Genomic DNA, 20155 nt, shown 5'->3' with positions numbered 1-20155 from the left:
GTGGAAATTTATAGCACAGAAGAACAACAAGTAGATGCTATCAAACAGTTCTGGAAAGATTATGGTACCTCTATCGTTGTAGGTGCCGTGGTTGGTCTGGGTGGTTTATTTGGCTGGAACTATTATTCAGATCACAAGCTTGCACAAGCTGAATTGGCATCTGAAGCTTTTCAGGCCGTGAGTGCTGGCAATATTACTGATACCAGTATGTTAGCCGCGGCAGAAACGTTTGCCAAAGATCATAGCCAGAAAGGTTATCAATCACTGCTTGAGCTTATCGTGGCTAAAGCGGCTGTGGAAGCCGGTGATCTTGATAAAGCCCAAGCCACACTGAAAAGTGTCGTCTCTTCAGCACCCGATAAAGGTCTAGTCATGGTCGCGACCATGCGCCTGGCTCGCGTTCAAGCGGAGCAAGGCCAAATCGCAACGGCTATCACTACGTTAGATCAGGTCTCTGATCCCGCCTTCACGGCACAAAGAGATGAGCTCAAAGGTGATTTCTTGGTGCGTAAAGGCGATGAAGAGCTGGCTAAAGCTGCTTATCAGGCCGCCGTTAACAACGGTGGAACCAGTGTAAGCCCTGCGCTACAGATGAAGCTAGATAATTTGAACAAGGCATAAGGAAACGCCCATGAAGTCTTGGTGCAAAACACTAGTCGCATGTAGTCTGAGTATTGGCCTGTTATCTGCCTGTTCATCCAGCGACGTTGAAGAAGAAACGGTAAGTCCATTACCAGAATTAGAAGCAAGCGTATTTCCTGAAATAAGTTGGAGTGCGAGTGTTGGTAGCGGCGTCGGTGATTATTATTCTCGTCTTCGCCCCGCAGCCAACTACGGCAAGCTATTCGTTGCTGATAGATATGGTCAAGTGGTTGCCTTCGATGAAGCAACTGGGGCTAAGGTTTGGAGCAGAGATTTCAGCTCGGCATTTAAAGATAATATCTTGGCCAAGAACAAGGGCGCTAAGTTAGCGGCCGGAGTCACTGCCGCGAGAGACATGGTCTTTATCGGTGGCGAAAGTGGTCTACTCGGTGCTCTTGACGCTGAAACCGGCGATACTAAGTGGTCCAGCATTGCCAGTGGTGAGCTACTCTCTGCCCCTACGGTTGCAGAAGATGTTGTTGTGGTCAGCACCAGCGCTGGTACCCTAGAAGCATTTAAAATCGAAGACGGTGAAAAGCTTTGGACCTATGAGTCTAAGCTGCCAACGCTGACACTGCGTGGCACTGGGTCGGCAACCTATGAAGCCGGTGGTTTCTTCATCGGTACTGCCGATGGTAAGGTTGCCGTGGTGATCAAAAATAATGGTCAGGCTGCCTGGGAACAAGCTATCTACACGCCAAAAGGGGGCAACGAGTTTACCCGTATGGCCGATGTGGATATGCAGCCCTTGATCATAGGTGACAACCTATATGCAGTGAGTTTTAATGGCAACCTGGTATCCATGGAAGTGAGGACGGGACGTGTGGTTTGGTCGCGTAAGTACTCAAGCTTCCATGAATTGACTAACTCAGGTGTGAACCTGTTTCTGGTGGACGATTTTAGTCGCATCTACTCTGTAGATAGACGAAATGGTTTAGAGTCTTGGAGCAACACCGAGTTAACTAACCGTAATTTAACCGCGCCAGCCGTGTTTAAAAGTTATCTGGTTGTCGGTGACTTCGAAGGTTATCTGCACTTTATAGATAAGTCGACGGGGGCACTCGTTGGACGCATCGAAGTGGACAGTTCTGGTTTGTATAGCCAGCCCTTGGTTGTCGGTGATAGCATTTATGTTCAGACTCGTGCGGGAACAATTGCTAGAATAACGCTTCCGTAAGCGTTAACTGAATTGATATTAAGCCCCTGGACGTCTTTCTGGGGGCTTTTTGTGTTAAGTACTTTTTAGGTTATTTGGTTAAGTACTTTTGCTAAGTGATTAGTATATAAACATATAAGCAAGATGTAGTATCGGCTTGGGCTAGTCTTAACTAGGTCAAGATCCGAGTTATTGATATTTTATAGATTTGAAAACAGTAGATTAGAGGCAAAAAAATGATTCCAGTTGTGGCCCTTGTTGGGCGACCCAATGTCGGTAAGTCGACCCTATTTAATCGCCTTACCCGCACCAGAGATGCTTTGGTTGCCGACTTTCCAGGGCTAACTAGGGATCGTAAATATGGTCGCGCCTCCCTGTCAGGCTACGAGTTTATCGTAGTCGATACCGGTGGTATCGATGGCACCGAAGAGGGCATAGAAGTTCATATGGCCGAACAGTCCTTAGCAGCGATTGAAGAAGCCGATGTGGTGCTATTTCTGACCGATGCGAGAGCGGGCTTAACCGCAGCAGACCATGCGATTGCCGAGCACCTGCGTCGACGTGATAAGACCACTTTCGTGGTAGCCAACAAGATTGATGGTATCGATGCCGACTCTGCCTGTGCCGAGTTTTGGGCCTTAGGTCTGGGTGAGGTCTATCAAATGGCGGCGTCACAGGGACGCGGCGTCACCAACATGATCGAATACGCTCTGGCACCCTATGCCGAGGCGCTCGGCCTGCATCGCGATGGCGAGGGCAATATAGAGGTTGAGGAGAGAGAATACAGCGAAGAGGAAGCCGAAGCCGAGCAGAAGCGTCTGCAGGACCTGCCGATAAAGCTGGCGATTATTGGTAAGCCCAACGTGGGTAAGTCTACCTTGATTAACCGCATCTTAGGTGAAGAACGTGTCGTTGTTTATGATGAGCCAGGAACCACTCGAGACAGTATTTATATCCCTATGGAGCGAGAAGGGCGTGAATACGTGCTTATCGATACTGCCGGTGTTCGTCGCCGCAGTAAAGTCCATGAAACCGTCGAGAAGTTCTCTGTCATTAAGACACTTAAAGCGGTCGAAGACTGTAATGTGGTCTTATTGATCATCGATGCCCGTGAAGGCATCGCAGAGCAAGACCTTGGCTTGTTGGGCTTCGCCCTTAATGCCGGCCGTGCCTTGGTGATTGCCGTCAACAAGTGGGACGGTATCGATCAAGAAATTAAAGACAGAGTTAAGAGTGAACTGGATCGTCGCCTAGGTTTCATCGACTTTGCACGTATTCACTTCATCTCAGCACTGCATGGCACTGGTGTTGGTCACTTGTATGAGTCGGTAGAAGAAGCCTATGACAGTGCCACGCGCCGCGTAAGTACGTCTATGCTGACGCGTATCATGCAGATGGCGCAAGACGATCACCAGCCACCTTTGGTGAATGGTCGCCGTGTTAAGCTTAAATATGCCCATGCCGGTGGTTACAACCCACCCATCGTCGTGATCCATGGTAATCAGGTTAAGAAACTGCCGGATTCCTACAAGCGTTACATGATGAACTACTACCGTCGTTCGCTTAAAGTCATGGGCACGCCTATCCAGGTGCGCTTCCAGGACGGTGCTAACCCGTTTGAAGGCTTGCACACTAAGAGGCTTACCGTGAGTCAGGAGCGCCGCCGCAAGCGTATGATGAGTCACATCAGAGATAAAGATAAAGATAACAAATAGAGTTTAGGCACTAGGTTATAGTGCCTGGGATCTTGTTTTATCGATACAAGCCAGTTAAATCATTTTAACTGGCTTTTTCTTGTTTAGCTTCTGGCTGAGTAGGTGTTGGCTAGTGTGTTGCTTCGATTTTGAGGTTGCTCAGTTGGGTTCATTGGGCTTTGTTTTGCTTGCTGGATAGCAGGTAATCCTAGCCTCATTGCTACTAATTGCTTGCAGTAGGCTTATGTGCAGATACTTCTACGAGGCGCCGAAAACACTTCTGACCTCCAGGGCTAATGATACTCCCGGTATCATTATGGCATTCCTACATCCCTGTAGGTCAAGGAGGAAATGGCAAATTTTGTAAGGAACAAAATTGGCCCTGTGGGCTCTGCCAAATCAAACAACGTCCATGTTTAACGGCCAGTTCGGCAAAATATGTCCATATACAAAGGCCAGTTCAGCATCCATGCTTCTCGTTCATGAGTGAATGGCGTTGCCATATTCACCCAGCCTCTCGTTCGGAGAGTATCACTTTGTGATACCTCACCCTTTTTTGGAAGCTCGCAGCCGCATCTACTGCATTTATATAGGGCTAGATTGAATGCTGGTGTGGTTCAGTTTTCATTGGCATCGCCTATGTTCTTAATGATAGGTAATATTTTAACTTGAATAATTTCAAGCAGATGTTAGAGTTATCCACATGAAATATTAGTGTCATTTATCCTTGATTACTAAGAACAGCAAGAGGTTCTGATTTTTGCTGTGTTAGCTAAGACATGGATTTAAGCCAGATCGGACTTAGAGGGAACTATGACGATAGTTGAACAAATAGTGAGTCGTAAAATAGATGCTGTTATTGTTTATGAGTCAGCTAACGTTATTGCTTTTGCGGATCATGACCCGATTAACTTTGGCCACCTACTGATAGCCCCAACGTTGCCTTATGAAAATTTCATTGATGTTCCAGAGCCGGTATTGGCAGAGATAAATGCGGTGGCTAGGAGTTTATACTTGAGATTGGACGCTAAGTTTAGCCCAGACGGCATTAGCTTTATTCAAAATAACGGTAAATTTAATGATTTAGGGCATTATCATCTTCATGTGTTCCCACGCTTTGACGGTGATAAATTTGGGTGGCATAGCAGCCATCTCGGGCTCCAAAATATAAATGACTTACGTCAGTCATTGGCAGGCTTATAGCAAGCCTCAGAATTCAGATCCACTTAGGCTGTAGCTTGTTGCTGAGCAAGTCGCCCGCCAGCACATGCATAATTTTTTAAATGGGCGTTCTCAAGGAGCTGTATGATTTATTCGACCACTGAAACAATTCCAGGAAAGGAAATAGTCGAAATATTAGGTGTAGTGACGGGTAACGTCGTTCAATCGAAACACATTGGACGTGACATCATGGCTGGTTTAAAAAGTTTAGTCGGTGGCGAAATTAGAGGCTACACAGAAATGCTCACCGATGCTAGAGATGTTGCAGTTCAACGTTTGGTTGAAAATGCTAATCAAAAAGGAGCTGACGCAGTCATAGGGATCCGCTTTACCACGAGTGCGATTATGGAAGGTGCTTGTGAAATAATGGTTTTCGGCACAGCAGTTAAGTTGAGCGCGTAACTCACCGGCATAACTTCTCATTATTGAGCCGGGGAGCATAGTACTGGATCCCTCTTTGATGCGAACCTGTCACTCAAAAATCCAGCACAGCCTCGGACTTTCAGGCCTTAGCCATTTTATTCGCATCTTGATGGTCTTATCGAACACCAAACTAGTCGCAAGCCATTATTGTTAGCGCAACAAGGGCGAATAATCTACCCGCTTAGCGCAACCAATATTCAACACGTAAGTAGCAGTTCATGGGATTAAATTATTATTAAATTATTATTAAATTATCTTTCGGGTTAGTTATTTATTTCATTGGCTAATGCTCTTATCGTTGTCGATTATTTGATTTAATTAATTGATGGCGTTAACGTGACCGATAATATTATTAAACCTGTGTTTTCTCCCCGTGTTATTACGACTGACGGTACAGATGAACTTTACAAACATAGCGTTTTTTTACGAAAAATGGCCTGGTTTGTTGAAATTATAGTCGTGACTATTGGCTTAAGCATTGCTGTATCACTGGTAGCAGATGGTGATAATATCGTCAGTTCTATCATATTATCAGCACCCTTTGTCATGGTCTCCATCGTCGAATTGACCAAGATCCCCTTCGTTGTTGGACTCTGGTATTCGAGAAAATCATTTATTCTGTATTTTATTATGATTTGTTTCTTGTCGATAATCACGTTCGAAACCTTGCTCAATGGTTTTGAAAGAGCATTTACCTCAATAAATAGCCAGATAAAACTTGGTGAGACTGAAATTAGCCGTATTGAAAATCAGATAAAGATAAATCAAGATATTATAGAGTCAGCATTTAAAGACTTTAATGATAAGACTGACACCCTTACATCAAACAAGAATACCGTAGAGAAGCAGTATCTTACACAGTATGGCAATGCGGTAAAACGTAATCAACGCTTGTCCAGCAATGTCCCGTACTTGAGTAATTCATTAGCCAATGCGACTAAGGCGTTGAACCAGCTTCAAGTTGAAAAGTCAGAGTTGTTACAAGAATTTGCAGTAAAGAAAGAGCAGCGACTCCAGTCGAGCTTGGAAAGTATGCAAAGTACTACTGCGACAGTGCAGACGGAACGTAATCGTTTGCTGAGGCAAATTGCCACTCTTACCCGTGACAGAAAGCAAGCCTTAGCTGATGCCAACTTTTTCACCTCAGATGGGGTGAAAAAGGATTTTGATGAAAAAATCCGCTACACGGAAAATCAGCTTAGTGACATTAACGAACGAACCATTAGCGGGGAAAGTACCCAACCTAATCTTGAATCTGCCAACTTCTTAGACAGTTATTACGCTGAGCTATTAGCGCTTAAAGACGATATGATTGAACAAGGAAGTTTACAAGTAAAATCACTTTCACAAAGATATGAACAGGCAGTCAATGCGAGCAGTCAAAATCTTGCGAAAACACAGCGCCAATTATCTAAAGATAAACAGCTGTCACTGCTTAATATAGAGGATAAACTAGATAAGCTAGACATCGAATTTTCCAAGGAAAATAGACATGTTACCGATCTAGAGATGGAAAACTCTACACTGCGTTATAATATACGTATCATAGAAATCGATACCAATACCGTCGCTTTGACTAACCAGATTTACCGTACGGCCTCTTATATTGATAATGTTAATCACTATAAAGACATTAAAAATGAGACCTTAACCCTAGTTGGGCTAATTTGGTTTGGTTCATTAGCATTGATAGGTTCGATTACCGGTATTGCTTTAACGTTATCAGGACTGCATCTAAAAAGTCTGGCAGACAAAAACAATGATAAGGCGAGACTCCCTAGTTCCCGCGGCGAAGTGGATGAACTGCAAGTTAAATCAGCGTAATATACAGACTCAGTTTCAGGTTAGCGGCTGGCGAGATTCTATCTATTAAATCAAGCCAGCCATCATTATTAAATCAGGCCAGCCATCATTGATGTCTTCCATAGTATTAAATCAGGCCAGCCATCACAATTTCCCATAAGAAATATATTGATCAAAGCAATAAAAAGTACCTAGCATGCTGTGTATGTATCTTGTATGGTTTGAGCATCATTTCGAGAATGGATTACTAGATTTCAGCACTAAGTGCCAACCCTTTTGTTCAAAATAAAAGTGTCAAAATCTTATGGGTGTCCACTTATTTCTGTTGCGTAAAGCCCACCTTGCTGACATATAAATTACGTATAAAAAAGTGACTTACATCGTATTTGGCGAGCGTAATGTCAGAGTCTACATGAGGTGGGACGGCCGATTTTTATGCTGGGTGGCTTGATAAATTCTTATAGATTCTTTGTGGCGAAGCGGATGAACTGCAAGTCAAATCAGCGTAATATACAGACTCAGTTTCAGGTTAGCGGCTGGCGAGATTCTATCTATTAAATCAAGCCAGCCATCATTGATGTCTTCCATAGCAGAGTATAGCCTGTCTCTTAGTCACATCTCATAGCACCTTACCTGCAGCCAACATTTCTTTAGCCAAACGATAGCCTGAAACCAGAGCCTGCAATGTGTCCCAGCCTTCCCAAATAGTCGACCAACTCGCCATACCTGTTCGTTTACTGTCAGTAAAACCACCTAGCTTAGCTAATGATTTATAAGCCCATTTCATATCTGGAGCGGTTTTACCGTCATGACCTATAATCTTGTAATATTGCAGCAATACCCTCCATTCATCTGCTTCTAATACGCTGTCACAGCACTGATTTGGCATCGCTAAGCCCTTTCTTTCTGAGGTAGAGGGCTAAGGTCATGACTTCTCGCAGTTGCAGTAATCTCACACCAATAAAGGCCAAAATAGAAACGGCGCGTTCTAAATTTTGTGGCTCCGTCATTCGCTGCCGCTCAGCACCAGCGCCTGTTTTCCAGGCTTTATGGAAATCTTCTACTCGCCATCTGGCAGCATAAATATCAATAACATGCAGGGCTTGTTTTAAAGTCTCTATGGGTTCTGTGGTTAATAGTATCCAGCGTAATGGCTCGGTAACCGTGGCTGATGCTTTCTCTTGGGCGTAAATTACATTGACTGATTTCACGCCTTCTTTAGCATTAAGCGTGACGCTGGCGACTTTGACCGTTAACTTGGCTTTTCTTGCCGCTCGATTGGTTGCTTTTCCTTTATTTGTTTTCATTCCCTTTTGAGCTATATCAATGCTATAAGTCCCTAAAATGGGCTGCGCCTCAAGATATTCAAACAGTTTTATGTCTGAGTTTTCAATGATTCTGGAATGCTTTGCTCTGATAACAAACCGTTCGTTATGCTTTTGTTTATCTTGGATATAACTTAATATATCGGCCTCTCTATCACAGACTGAAATCACCCGTGACATGGTTTCACCTAAACGCTCTCGGCAAAAATGTGACGCATCCGGCCACTTGCCACTTTCTTTTTCATCAGCATCTTCGGGATGATTAGGGCGACACCACCAATCTTGATGGATTAAGCCAATGGTTCTGGTGGTGTGACTATCCAGCAGCATGACTGAGTGAACCCACCAACCACGTGATCTATCGGTCTTTTGGCCCAGTTTGCCCAAATCGGCAGCGACCTGATGCTTATAGCTCAGTGAGGTGGTGTCTTCTAGCGCGAGAATTTCTGCAACCGACACGGCTTCTTTTGCGGTATGTTGAAATCCTGCGACTCGGATCATATCTGGAGAAACATTATCATTGCGGATCAATCGGTAAGCCCCTTCTAGTTCAGCTTCATTGCCACGGCATGATAGCGCGATAGACTTACCGCTGCTACGAGCCATGTTGGCTGCGGTACTGACTAACCTATCAGCACGGCGCATATCACCTAATTTAGCATGTTGAAAGAGAGATTTAGCCCATTCTTCTGCATTGAAAACTGACATTTTGAAAAACTTTAAGTTATTGAATTTTATGATCAGATCGTGGAAATTCAATAAAGTTCAATTTTCTCCATATTTGTGTAGAAGAGTCAGGAGTATAGCTGTCGACGGAGTGGCATGTTTTCTCACGCTTTCAGAGAATTAAATCAGGCCAGCCATAATTAAATCCGGTAGGCTATTGTTAATGGCATACTTACATTCCTCCAACTAAGCTTTAATTATGATCCTCTGTTGGAGCTTATTATGCCCCGTCCCCGCAGCACTCAAATTAGTATTGAAGATACACCTTATTATCATTGCTGCAGCAGAACTGTTAGATGCGCCCATCTCACGGGAGTAGATGATATTACAGGAAAATCTTATGAGCATAGACGTGGCTGGATAGAAGAACAGATATTCAACTTAGCTGAAATGTTTGCCATTGATGTGGTGGCTTATGCTGTCATGAGTAATCACCTGCACATTGTACTTCATATTGATATTGAGCTTGCTAATAACTGGACCGATAGGGAGGTCGTAGAGCATTGGCATCAAGTGTTCAAAGGAACTGAAATAACTCAGATATTTGCAAAAGGTGAGATTGTAGAAAGCTTTGAAATTAATGCGCTAAAGCATTCAATAGCCCAATACCGTAGTCGACTGAGCGATATTTCCTGGTTTATGCGCTGCCTCAATGAGCCTATAGCAAGAAAAGCCAATATCGAGGATAACTGTACAGGGCATTTCTGGGAGGGTCGGTTCAAGTCACAAGCCCTCCTCGATGAAGCCGCAGTGCTAGCCTGTATGGCCTATGTAGAGCTCAATCCCATACGCGCAAAAATGGCAAAAACAATTGCAGATTCAGATCACACCAGCCTTCAGTTACGAGTCAAAGCTGCACTAAAGGGCAAACAACCGACAAAGCTACTGCCCTTTATTGGAAATGAACAACTGAACCAAGCTAAAGGCATAAACTTCTCACTCAAAGATTATCTAGAGCTGGTCGATGAAACCGGTAGAATCATTCGTGATGATAAACGAGGAGCTATTTCTGAAAATGCAGCTAAGATATTAACCCAACTGAATATTTCAGCAGATAACTGGATAAAAATAACCAGAGATTTTGGCAAGATATTTCATGGCCCAGTAGGAACCTTGCAAGAACTCACCCGTTATTGTAAACACCTTGAGAAGCGGCGAAGGCATTTCTCTCAATGCTGTAAATATCTAGAAGCAAGCTGACAACTCAATCAACTCACTCTTCTCATCTTTTCTTCCTCTGTCGCTTGAGGTAATGGCATCCGTCTGAATGTCATCATTTTTCTTACTAAACACTCTTTTTCACAAGATTGCTGACTTTGGATATACCATTAACTTGTTCGATAGGGTTTATGTGGAACAAGCATATGGATAATTGACTATAGGCTGGATATCTTATTGATTAGCAATGGGTGGCTTCATTTTTTGCTTCATTTTTTCTCTGATTTACAATGTCCTTAGCCATATCCTCTGCAAGCTGATATAGCAGAGATGGGTTTTCAATCATGTGACCGGTAACGACCACATGAGCGTGTTTTTTTGAATTAGCAAGTCCGTACTTTCTCCATATTGACTCTGAAGGAGTTGGGAATACTACGATTATAGAATTGCAATTTCTCCAAGCGGGTATGCCTTTTTTTATGAGTAAAGTTGTAAGTTCTTTTGCTAAATTCAAACAGCCTTGAACCCTTGCTCTCTTTTGTGCTTCCGACGTTGAATTGATGGCATGCCAGAGGACAAGAGGGGTGAAGCCATTTCTTGAGCCCGATATGGTTTTGTCTGGTGCTGCTATGTAATCAACTTCGTTAGTTATAGACTCAACATTTTTAGCTTTTGCTAGAACGATTCCGCATGGTATGGGGCCGCCTATCATTTTGTGGCCAGATACTGAAATTGAATCGATGCCATCTGAAAAGTTATAGGGTTGTGGCTGGTCAACGAACGGTAAAATCATTCCATTAAGGGCAGCATCGGCATGCAGGTAAAATTCATTTTTTTTGAAGTTCAATTCTGAGAGTATGGTTTGTATCTTTGCAATATCATCCGTTGCTCCATACAGGGTTGTGCCTATATTTGCAAAAATTATTGGGTTTGACTCTTTGTTTATTAAAATTTCAAATTTTAGTTCATCGTAATTAATTTCACCGTTTGGGAGGCTTTTGATTACCTTGTGTTTGATCCTTAGAAGCTTAACTATCTTATCAACGGAGTAGTGGGAGTCTTCGGAGTAATAAAGAGTACCTTGAGGGAACTTCTCCCGTGCCAATAGGCAGCAATACATATTCCCCTCGGTTCCTCCGTTGGTGACATAGCCCCAAGACTCAGAGAGGCAGGTGCCGAACTTGTCTGAAAAATACTCCATAACCTCCTTCTCAAAACGAAATGTATTTAATGGGTTGTTCGACTCTTGCGCCCAATCCCCACAATTGTTCAAGGAGAACTGTAGAAATTTAAATAATTCGCTGTAGTTGAAATCCGCTGCAACCGGATAGCCGATATTCCTATGCTGGAAGTGAAGACATGATTTGAAAAAATTATCTAGTTTTTGATGGTCTTGGTTTGATAGCGTGGCAGTTTGATCCATTAACTGTATTTCCGATATTCGATTCACCTTATCACCAGGGGGGACGCGAACATATTTAGTACAAAAGGTATGTTTATGGTGATCTTATTTAAATGTCTAATATTGTTGTAAATCAAAGTGTATGATGAACGGTTACACTTTATAGTCCGTTGTTAATTATCCTGGCAGCTAGATAGTAAGTTGTTAATGCTAACCATTTTAAACACTTAACCTGGCCGGTGTATATTTTCTATGAATGACTAGTGTTAATAGCGTCGGCACTAATTTAACTCGGAATAGAATAGATATTCTCCTATATAATTATAAATTATGGACTTTATGCTATCGTCATCGTTTATTAATACCAATGTGTCCATAGGTATCGATAGTCACATTACTTATCAGTAAATTCACTACTCTCTAATTGGAAAAAGAGCTTATTACCTACCCATGATTCTCTTTAGTCGTGAGTATCAACAGGAACTCCGTGGCTGCTGCTCTAACCTAGTGACATAGCATGATAATCTCTGATAGCAAGACCTAGTCTATAAGGTCAGTAGTGTTATCTTCTTCGTCAGCCTTTATTAATATAAAAATTATGTGCTTCAATTTTCAATCAATAGACTCTTCTTTACTGATATGTTGTTTGAATTAGAATATTCATTATTATCTATTGAAAGTGATTGCAAAGAAGTTGTTGCAATCTGGAAGTCTAGTCACGTATTAATTTCAATGTTTGCATCGGCGTTTTCCATTTGAGTGCAATTGCTAATGTAGCATATCAAAATAAACTAAGTCGTCAACAATAAACGTATAATAAATAACAGTGTTACAATTGATCTTATTGAAAGTAACATATTGATGCAAAGGTTAAATAATTGTCTGGTGAAGTGTGAGAGTGTAAGCATACGTATCTAGTGGCGGATGCGGCTTGTTTTATATTCCAAAGGGCAGCAAGTGATCTAGGATTTCAGGTTTAAGTAACAACTGCTAGAGGCTGTAAATTAGATAACCATGCAGCTCAAAGTTATCATCACACTCCCCCAATACCAAGTCAGCGAGAAGCTAAACCACCTAAATGTGATCAGCCTCATTCGAAGGCTAGCCAAAGCGGCTGGATTCCCGCCCACAAGCATTGAGGGAAAGACAAGTATTGAATTGCTATCCCATATTGCGAGAATGACGAGCCGTAGAGAAACTATCGATAATAACAAAACATAAATTGAACAGAGAAAACCAAGCTAACGCAAAATCCGCCCAATGAACCCACGACAGATATTTCAGTGACTCGTTATCCAACGAGTGACTAAACCACTTTGGATTGAACTTCTCCCTCGAGTAATCGAGTCGTCAACATATCCCCGACGCTAACATCTGCGGCGTTCAGTAACACCTTACCATTTGAATCTTGAGTAATACTGTAACCCCGGCTCAGTGTGGCTAACGGGCTCACTGTCTGTAACTGGTGGGCACTGACGCTGAGGCTTTGCTCGCTGCTGGCTAATGTCTCTTTGATTGAATCTTTGAGCCTTGAGGTTAAATAGCTCAGCCTCTGGCTCGCTAGATCTAGCTTGTTTGCTGGCGATTGCTGATTTAAGCGATGGCTCAGTTGCTGCTGTTTGAGCGCGAGACTAGCCAGCTTCTTGTCGATAGCGGCATCTAGCCTAAACTGCATCTCATCGAAGCTCTGGCCGTATTGCTGCAGGCGACGCTGGGGATCCTGTCGCTGCAGACGATGGGTTAAGGTGCTTATGCGGCTGTTGGTTTTCAGCTGATAATGCTGCCAGCTCTGCCTGAGCCTTGAGATAAATTGCTCGAGTTTCTCCCTCTTGTTTTCGGCATCTTTTGAGAGTAATTCGGCGCCTGCCGAGGGCGTGGGGGCTCTAACATCGGCGACATAATCGCTGATCGTCGTATCTATCTCGTGGCCGACAGCCGAGATCACGGCTAGGGCGCTGTTATAGATGGCATGGGCGAGATCTTCGCTGTTGAAACACCAGAGATCTTCGAGGGAACCACCGCCTCGGGTCAGCAAGAGCACATCGACTTCCTGTCTGGCATTAGCGATGGCGATGGCGTTACAAATCAGTTGAGCCGCCGGCTCTCCCTGTACCTGTGTCGGGTAGATCACCACCTCGATAGAAGGGTCACGCCTGGCTAACACATGGAGTACATCTTTAAGGGCTGCGCCCGTTGCCGAGGTGATGACGCCTATCTTCTGAATGTTGGATGGGATAGGGCGCTTGGTGTCGGCAGCAAATAAGCCTTCCGCCGCCAACTTCATCTTCAGGGCTTCATATTGCTGCGCTAGCAGGCCATCGCCGGCGGGAAGCATAGACTCTATGATGAGTTGATAGTCGCCTCTGGGTTCATAGACGCTGATTGAGCCCTTAACCAGGACTTGTTGACCATTAATTGGCTTGAAGGTTACCGAGCGGTTGCGGCCCTTGAACATGGCACAGCGAACTTGAGCCTGATTATCCTTGAGAGTCAGGTACCAGTGTCCCGACCCCGGGGCGGCGAAGTTTGAAATTTCGGCATTAAGCCATATTTTACCCAGCTCGCCTTCCAGAAGTTGACGAACTTCACCGTTGAGGCGTGAAACGGTATAAACATTATTTTTTGGCTTTTTCATAGGGATTTTGCGGTTAACCGTACTTTTTTACTATTTTCCATTTACCAAGGCCAATATGCAAGGTATAATCTCGCCGCAATATTTCACTCGAAACTTACTCTATTTGGGAGATGTTGCCATGCTACGTTTAAAGAAAGAAGCACTCACTTTTGATGATGTGTTACTTGTTCCTGCACACTCGACCGTACTCCCTAATACCGCCGTTCTCAAGACTCGTCTAACTAATAAAATAGAACTCAATACTCCTATTGTGTCTGCAGCCATGGATACCGTGACTGAAGCTCGTTTGGCTATCGCCATCGCACAGGAAGGTGGTCTAGGTTTTATTCATAAAAATATGACAATTGAGCAACAGGCCGAAGAAGTCCGTAAAGTAAAGATTTACGAAGCCGGTATCGTGCAACAACCTGTGACTGTGACGCCTACTACGACCTTGGCCGATCTTAAGGTTCTGACCCTGAAGAATGGCTTCGCCGGTTACCCAGTTGTCAACGAGGCCAATGAACTTGTTGGTATTATCACCGGCCGTGACGTGCGCTTTATCACTGATTGGAGCCGTACTGTCGATCAGGTGATGACACCTAAAGATCGTCTGGTTACCGTTGCCGAAGGCACCAAGTTGGATGAAGTGCAAAAATTGATGCACTCTCATCGCGTTGAGAAAGTCCTGGTTGTTGATGGTAATTTTAAGCTCAAGGGTCTTATCACAGTAAAAGATTTCCAAAAAGCCGAGCAAAAACCCAATGCCTGTAAAGATGAGCTAGGTCGCCTGCGTGTTGGCGCAGCCGTCGGCGCCGGTCCTGGTAACGAACAGCGCGTAGATGCCTTGGTTATTGCCGGTGTCGACGTTCTGCTTATCGATTCATCACATGGTCATTCTGAAGGCGTACTTCAGCGTATTCGTGATACTCGTGCTAAATACCCAGATTTACAGATTGTCGGTGGCAACGTGGCAACCGCCGAAGGTGCATTGGCGCTGGTTGAAGCCGGTGTTAACGCTGTTAAGGTCGGTATTGGCCCTGGTTCTATCTGTACCACTCGTATCGTTACCGGTGTGGGTGTGCCTCAGATCACCGCCGTTTCCGATGCCGCCGAAGCCATTAAGCATTTAGATATTCCGGTCATTGCCGATGGCGGTATCCGTTTCTCAGGTGATCTGGCTAAAGCCTTGGCCGCTGGTGCTTCATGTATCATGGCAGGTTCTATGTTTGCCGGTACCGATGAAGCGCCGGGCGAGACTGAACTGCACAATGGCCGTACCTATAAGTCATACCGAGGTATGGGGTCTCTGGGCGCCATGAACCAATCACAAGGTTCATCGGACCGTTACTTCCAGAGTGACAATGCTGCCGATAAGTTAGTGCCAGAAGGTATCGAGGGCCGCGTTGCTTATAAGGGCAAACTTAAAGAGATCATTCACCAGTATATGGGCGGTCTACGTTCATGCATGGGTTTGACAGGCTGCGGCACGATTAAAGAGCTGAATGAAAAAGCCGAGTTTGTGAAGATCACTTCTGCTGGCATGGGCGAGTCCCATGTACATGATGTGACCATCAGCAAAGAAGCGCCTAACTATAGCCCAGGTTCATAACTTAGCTGGCTAACAATTGTTTAACAATGGGCGGCATTGAGCCGCCTATTTTAAATATCCCTATTTATGCCGATCTTAGTTGACGTAATTTGCGTTAAATTAAGATTGATACCGAAAATTAGATAAACAAATAAAGGTTCCCCATGAGCAATATTCATGAGCATAAGATACTGATCTTAGATTTTGGATCTCAGTACACACAACTCATCGCCCGCCGTATTCGTGAGATAGGTGTTTACTGTGAACTATGGGCCTGGGATGTGAGTGAAGAGCAAATTAAAGGTTTTGCTCCCAACGGTATTATCCTGGCCGGTGGCCCTGAGAGCGTAACCGCTGAAGGTTCCCCTCGTGCCCCTGAGTACGTCTTCAATGCTGGCGTTCCTGTACTGGGGATCTGCTACGGCATGCAGACCATGTCAGAGCAGCTGGGTGGCAAGGTGATTCAAGGCGTTGGCGAAGGTGAATTTGGTTACGCTCAGGTAGAAGTTCAAACCAATTCGGCTCTGTTTAACAGCATAGAAGACGCTGTCAGTGAAACTGGCAAGCCACTGCTCGATGTGTGGATGAGCCACGGCGATAAAGTTTCTGAAATCCCTGCAGGATTCGTCAGCGTTGCCAAGACTGATACTTGTTCGTTTGCAGCCATGGTAAATGAAGAGAAAAAGTTTTACGGCGTGCAGTTTCACCCTGAAGTGACGCATACCCGTCAGGGCAAGCGTATGCTTGAACACTTCGCATTAGATATTTGTCAGTGTGAAGCAAACTGGAAGTCAGCTTCTATCATTGAAGATGCGATTGCTAAGCTTAAGCAACAGATTGGTGATGATGAAGTTATCTTAGGGCTGTCTGGTGGCGTCGATTCATCGGTTGTTGCCATGTTGCTGCACCGCGCTATCGGCGACAAGTTGACGTGTGTATTCGTCGATAACGGTCTGCTGCGTCTCAATGAAGCCGAGCAAGTGATGGACATGTTTGGCGATCATTTCGGACTAAAAATAGTTCATGTGAATGCTGAAAATCGTTTCCTCGATGCCATGAAAGGTGAGGCCGATCCAGAAGCTAAGCGTAAGATTATTGGCCGTGTGTTTGTCGAGATATTCGATGAAGAGTCGAAGAAATGTGCCAACGCTAAATGGCTGGCTCAAGGAACCATCTATCCAGATGTTATTGAGTCTGCCGGTAGTGCCACGGGCAAAGCTCATGTGATCAAGTCACACCATAACGTCGGCGGACTGCCTGATGATATGGAGCTAGGCCTTGTTGAGCCACTGCGTGAATTGTTTAAAGATGAAGTGCGTAAGATAGGTCTTGAACTGGGTCTGCCATATGACATGCTTTACCGTCATCCATTTCCTGGACCGGGTCTAGGTGTGCGCGTACTTGGTGAAGTGAAGAAAGAGTTTTGTGATCTGCTACGCCTTGCCGATGCTATCTTCATCGAAGAACTGCATAAAGCCGACCTTTATAACAAGGTCAGCCAGGCATTTACTGTGTTCCTACCAGTACGCTCTGTTGGCGTGATGGGCGATGGGCGTAAATATGACTGGGTGGTTTCATTGCGTGCAGTGGAAACCATCGACTTTATGACGGCAACTTGGGCGCATCTTCCTTACGACTTCTTAGGCCTAGTATCTAACCGTATCATCAATGAAATCGATGGTATCTCACGGGTCGTTTACGATATTTCGGGTAAGCCCCCTGCGACTATCGAGTGGGAATAATTTAACTGACTCTTGAGTCTAGTTAGGTGTAAAATAGTAAGGCGCTTCGGCGCCTTTTTTGTTCCTTGAAAAAGGACGTTAATAGAACTGGAATTACCTGGTGGAATCCCCCTTGTCTGAGCACAAAAAGTCTGAGTACAAAAAGTCCGAGCACAACAAAGAGTCCCAAGAGCAGCCTGATGAACACGCTTCACAGTTGGCATTAGATAAACGCTTCATGTCAATGGCGATGGAGATGGCCCGTAAAGCCGAAGCGGTAGGTGAGGTGCCTGTTGGAGCCGTGTTAGTCAAAAATGGCGAGCTAGTCAGTGCGGGGTTCAATTACTGTATCGGGCTGCACGATCCGTCCGCTCATGCCGAGATGCAGTGCTTGCGCCAGGCTGGCAAGCTGCTCGAGAATTATCGTCTACTCAACACCACGCTTTATGTCACTCTGGAGCCGTGCGCCATGTGCGCCGGCGCTATGGTTCATTCTCGTATCGAACGTCTGGTCTTCGGGGCAAAAGATGAGAAGACAGGGGCGGCTGGCACGGTTATCGATCTGGTGAGACACCCGGCATTTAATCATCAGCTGCGAGTCAGTGACGGCGTGTTAGCCGATGAATGCAGTGAACAGCTGAGTCAGTTCTTCAGGCGTCGACGCAAAGAGAAAAAAGAGCAGAGGAAGCTAGAGAAAAGGCTTGAGGCTGAAAAGCAGATTCTAAACGATTAAGCTTAGGTGTTTGTCTGTTTAAATAGTGACAAAGCCCTTTGTTATTCTGCAGGCTGAATAAACGCGAAGAACATTTTCTGACGGCTTAAGGTGCGTAGATGTTTGGCTTTTTGCTGTGTTCTGCGCCTGGTAGAACTAAATTTCAATTTTCTCTTTTTCATTATATTTCCGTTAAATCCATGAGTACTACTGAACAGCATAGGTATGCCGATTAATTTGTCTTGCTACTGAGGTGGTAGCCCCGATAGCTCACTATTCTCGTTATTGGAAAGCTCGACCACTTGAGTCTCTTCGGCTCTGGCTTTCTCATCTTCTATCATCTGGTTCTGATTATCTACCCAGACTAAGGTGTCATAGTAGCGGCGAATGCTGTCAACATAATGGACCGCCTCGCTGCCGCGAGCATAACCATACCGAGTACGCTTATAGTATTTACGTTTCTGCAGTAATGGAAGCACTTCTTTCAGATCTCTCCATGCACTGGGGTTGAGCCCCATAGACTCGGCGAGCTTACGGGCGTCTTCCACATGTCCGTAGCCGATATTATAGGAGGCTAAAGCAAACCACATGCGTTGACTTTCTGGAATTGAATCGGGTAAGCGCTTTAAAATATCATTGAGGTATTTGGCGCCTCCCTTGATGCTCTGCTCTGGATCTAGCCTGTTTTGTATCCCTACCTGCTTCGCCGTAGGTAAGGTTAACATCATCAGCCCGCGGACGCCTGTGGGAGAGCGAGCATTAGGGTTCCAATGAGACTCCTGATAAGCGGTCGCGGCCAGTTTACGCCAATCTATATCGCCGGCATAAAATTGGAATTTGTCCTTGTATCTCGGCAACTTGTTATCGATGGCTCGTAGAAATGCACGCGTATCGACATAATCGAAGCGCTTCACATGGGCAAAATATTTTTCGTTGAGATGTGCCAGAGTGCCGCTGCGTTTCTCTTGGTGCCAGAAGGTTAAGAGATCACTCATCAACTGATCACTCTTATTTGGGGGCAGTAACCAGACTATGGCTTGGCTCTCTTTCAAGATGGGACCGGCGCGCAGCTCGGGCATAAATCGGCGGTTGATATCTAAGGTGGTCGAGTAGGCTATGGTGTAGGTTATCTCGCCTCTGGCAATCATGCCCATCAACTCTTCGCTGTCTCTGTCATTTTCCTGTTCCCAGAGGATATCGGGATAAAGTTTCTGCAGTTGCGCCAGTGTCTCCACGAAGGAAGAATCTGTGATGACAGTGATCTTGTCTTCTAATTGAGAGATATCTTTGGGCACCTTGGTGCCTTGTTTATAAATGAGTACCTGATCCACACGGTACAGAGGCGGGCCGAGACGAAACATCTCCCGTCGTTTCTGTGTATCAGCAAGACCTGCCGCAATAAAATCGATTTCACCTTTATCAAGTGCAGTGTAGAGCTCACCTATGTTGGCGTAAGGCTTCATTTCCAGATCGAGCTCGAGAAAATCGGCGAAACCTGCAGCCATCTCAAAATCGAAACCAGCTTCACCTTGTCCTGTGGTGACGAAAATTTGTGAACCATAGAGAGTGCCGACGTTTAATTGTGTTTTAGCCGCAGGTTCGGGCATCACTTCAGCTTGTTCCACAGCCACTTTCTGGCAGGCAGCCAGTAGAGTAAGTGTTAGTAAAACAACCAGAATTCTTGTCATTTGGCGCTAAATTATCTCGTTATTTTGCTAGGCATAGCGGCCAATTGTATCATATTGCTCGCGAACTGAATAAAAACAGTATTTTTGTACAAAAAGCACTCACTTCGTGGCTAAGTGTTGGTTAATATTATGAGTTATATTGTCGATTAATTTTTCATTTCAGAGCCAGCAGAGAACAAAATTTGTACGAGACTATTTTTCGTTACACAGAACACTGTTTTCGCTGGTCACTACGGGTGCTTTGTCTGTCATCTTTCCCTATAATGTCGCCAGTTCTGA

At 44.8% G+C, this 20155-nt stretch carries 13 protein-coding genes and 1 pseudogene; 10 read left to right on the top strand and 4 right to left on the bottom strand.

Annotation, left to right across the window (positions count from 1 at the left end):
• From HRU42_RS08975 to HRU42_RS08950, 6 genes are all read left to right on the top strand, one after another.
• The gene (locus HRU42_RS08975; protein ID WP_295030427.1) at positions 1 to 621 is read left to right on the top strand and encodes a tetratricopeptide repeat protein; all 621 of its coding nucleotides are present in this window, start codon (positions 1 to 3) and stop codon (positions 619 to 621) included.
• 10 nt (positions 622 to 631) lie between these two features.
• Positions 632 to 1819 carry an outer membrane protein assembly factor BamB gene (gene bamB, locus HRU42_RS08970; protein ID WP_295030426.1) on the top strand — a complete coding sequence of 396 codons (1188 nt, stop codon included), beginning with the start codon at positions 632 to 634 and terminating at the stop codon, positions 1817 to 1819.
• A gap of 215 nt (positions 1820 to 2034) precedes the next feature.
• Positions 2035 to 3513 carry a ribosome biogenesis GTPase Der gene (der, locus tag HRU42_RS08965; protein ID WP_295030424.1) on the top strand — a complete coding sequence of 493 codons (1479 nt, stop codon included), beginning with the start codon at positions 2035 to 2037 and terminating at the stop codon, positions 3511 to 3513.
• A gap of 792 nt (positions 3514 to 4305) precedes the next feature.
• On the top strand, positions 4306 to 4695 hold the full coding sequence (locus HRU42_RS08960) for an HIT family protein (RefSeq protein WP_295030423.1): 390 nt from the start codon (positions 4306 to 4308) through the stop codon (positions 4693 to 4695).
• A gap of 102 nt (positions 4696 to 4797) precedes the next feature.
• A complete protein-coding gene (locus HRU42_RS08955; RefSeq protein WP_295030422.1) occupies positions 4798 to 5115 on the top strand; it encodes a heavy metal-binding domain-containing protein in 318 nt (105 codons plus the stop codon).
• A gap of 357 nt (positions 5116 to 5472) precedes the next feature.
• Positions 5473 to 6960, top strand: coding sequence for a hypothetical protein (locus HRU42_RS08950; RefSeq protein WP_295030419.1), 1488 nt, complete (start codon positions 5473 to 5475; stop codon positions 6958 to 6960).
• Positions 6961 to 7558: 598 nt separating this feature from the next.
• Here HRU42_RS08950 and HRU42_RS08945 read toward each other — a convergent pair.
• Positions 7559 to 8972, bottom strand: a pseudogene (locus HRU42_RS08945) (IS4 family transposase).
• 240 nt (positions 8973 to 9212) lie between these two features.
• Here HRU42_RS08945 and HRU42_RS08940 point away from each other — a divergent pair.
• Entirely contained in the window at positions 9213 to 10190 is a 978-nt protein-coding gene (locus HRU42_RS08940; RefSeq protein WP_295030417.1) for a transposase, read from the top strand.
• A 199-nt stretch (positions 10191 to 10389) separates the two neighbouring features.
• Here the strand turns inward: HRU42_RS08940 and HRU42_RS08935 are convergent, their stop codons facing one another.
• Entirely contained in the window at positions 10390 to 11571 is a 1182-nt protein-coding gene (locus HRU42_RS08935) for a histidine decarboxylase (RefSeq protein ID WP_295030415.1), read from the bottom strand.
• A 1285-nt stretch (positions 11572 to 12856) separates the two neighbouring features.
• A complete protein-coding gene (xseA, locus tag HRU42_RS08930; RefSeq protein WP_295030414.1) occupies positions 12857 to 14185 on the bottom strand; it encodes an exodeoxyribonuclease VII large subunit in 1329 nt (442 codons plus the stop codon).
• 118 nt (positions 14186 to 14303) lie between these two features.
• On the opposite strand from xseA, the gene guaB reads away from it, so the two are divergent.
• The 3 genes from guaB (at position 14304) to tadA (ending at position 18209) form a co-directional block, all read left to right on the top strand.
• Complete coding sequence (gene guaB / locus HRU42_RS08925; RefSeq protein WP_295030413.1) at positions 14304 to 15776, top strand: IMP dehydrogenase; 1473 nt, start codon at positions 14304 to 14306, stop codon at positions 15774 to 15776.
• Positions 15777 to 15919: 143 nt separating this feature from the next.
• Complete coding sequence (gene guaA, locus HRU42_RS08920; protein WP_295030411.1) at positions 15920 to 17497, top strand: glutamine-hydrolyzing GMP synthase; 1578 nt, start codon at positions 15920 to 15922, stop codon at positions 17495 to 17497.
• Positions 17498 to 17714: 217 nt separating this feature from the next.
• Positions 17715 to 18209 carry a tRNA adenosine(34) deaminase TadA gene (tadA, locus tag HRU42_RS08915; RefSeq protein ID WP_295030495.1) on the top strand — a complete coding sequence of 165 codons (495 nt, stop codon included), beginning with the start codon at positions 17715 to 17717 and terminating at the stop codon, positions 18207 to 18209.
• Between the two features lie 224 nt (positions 18210 to 18433).
• On the opposite strand, the gene mltF is transcribed toward tadA, so the two are convergent.
• Positions 18434 to 19876, bottom strand: a complete 1443-nt coding sequence (gene mltF / locus HRU42_RS08910) for a membrane-bound lytic murein transglycosylase MltF (RefSeq protein WP_295030402.1) — start codon at positions 19874 to 19876, stop codon at positions 18434 to 18436.
• Between the last annotated feature and the right edge of the window lie 279 nt (positions 19877 to 20155).

Origin of the sequence: Shewanella sp., from assembly GCF_013214165.1 — a bacterium.
GTDB lineage: Bacteria > Pseudomonadota > Gammaproteobacteria > Enterobacterales > Shewanellaceae > Shewanella.
This window is presented reverse-complemented; position numbering and strand designations above follow the sequence as displayed.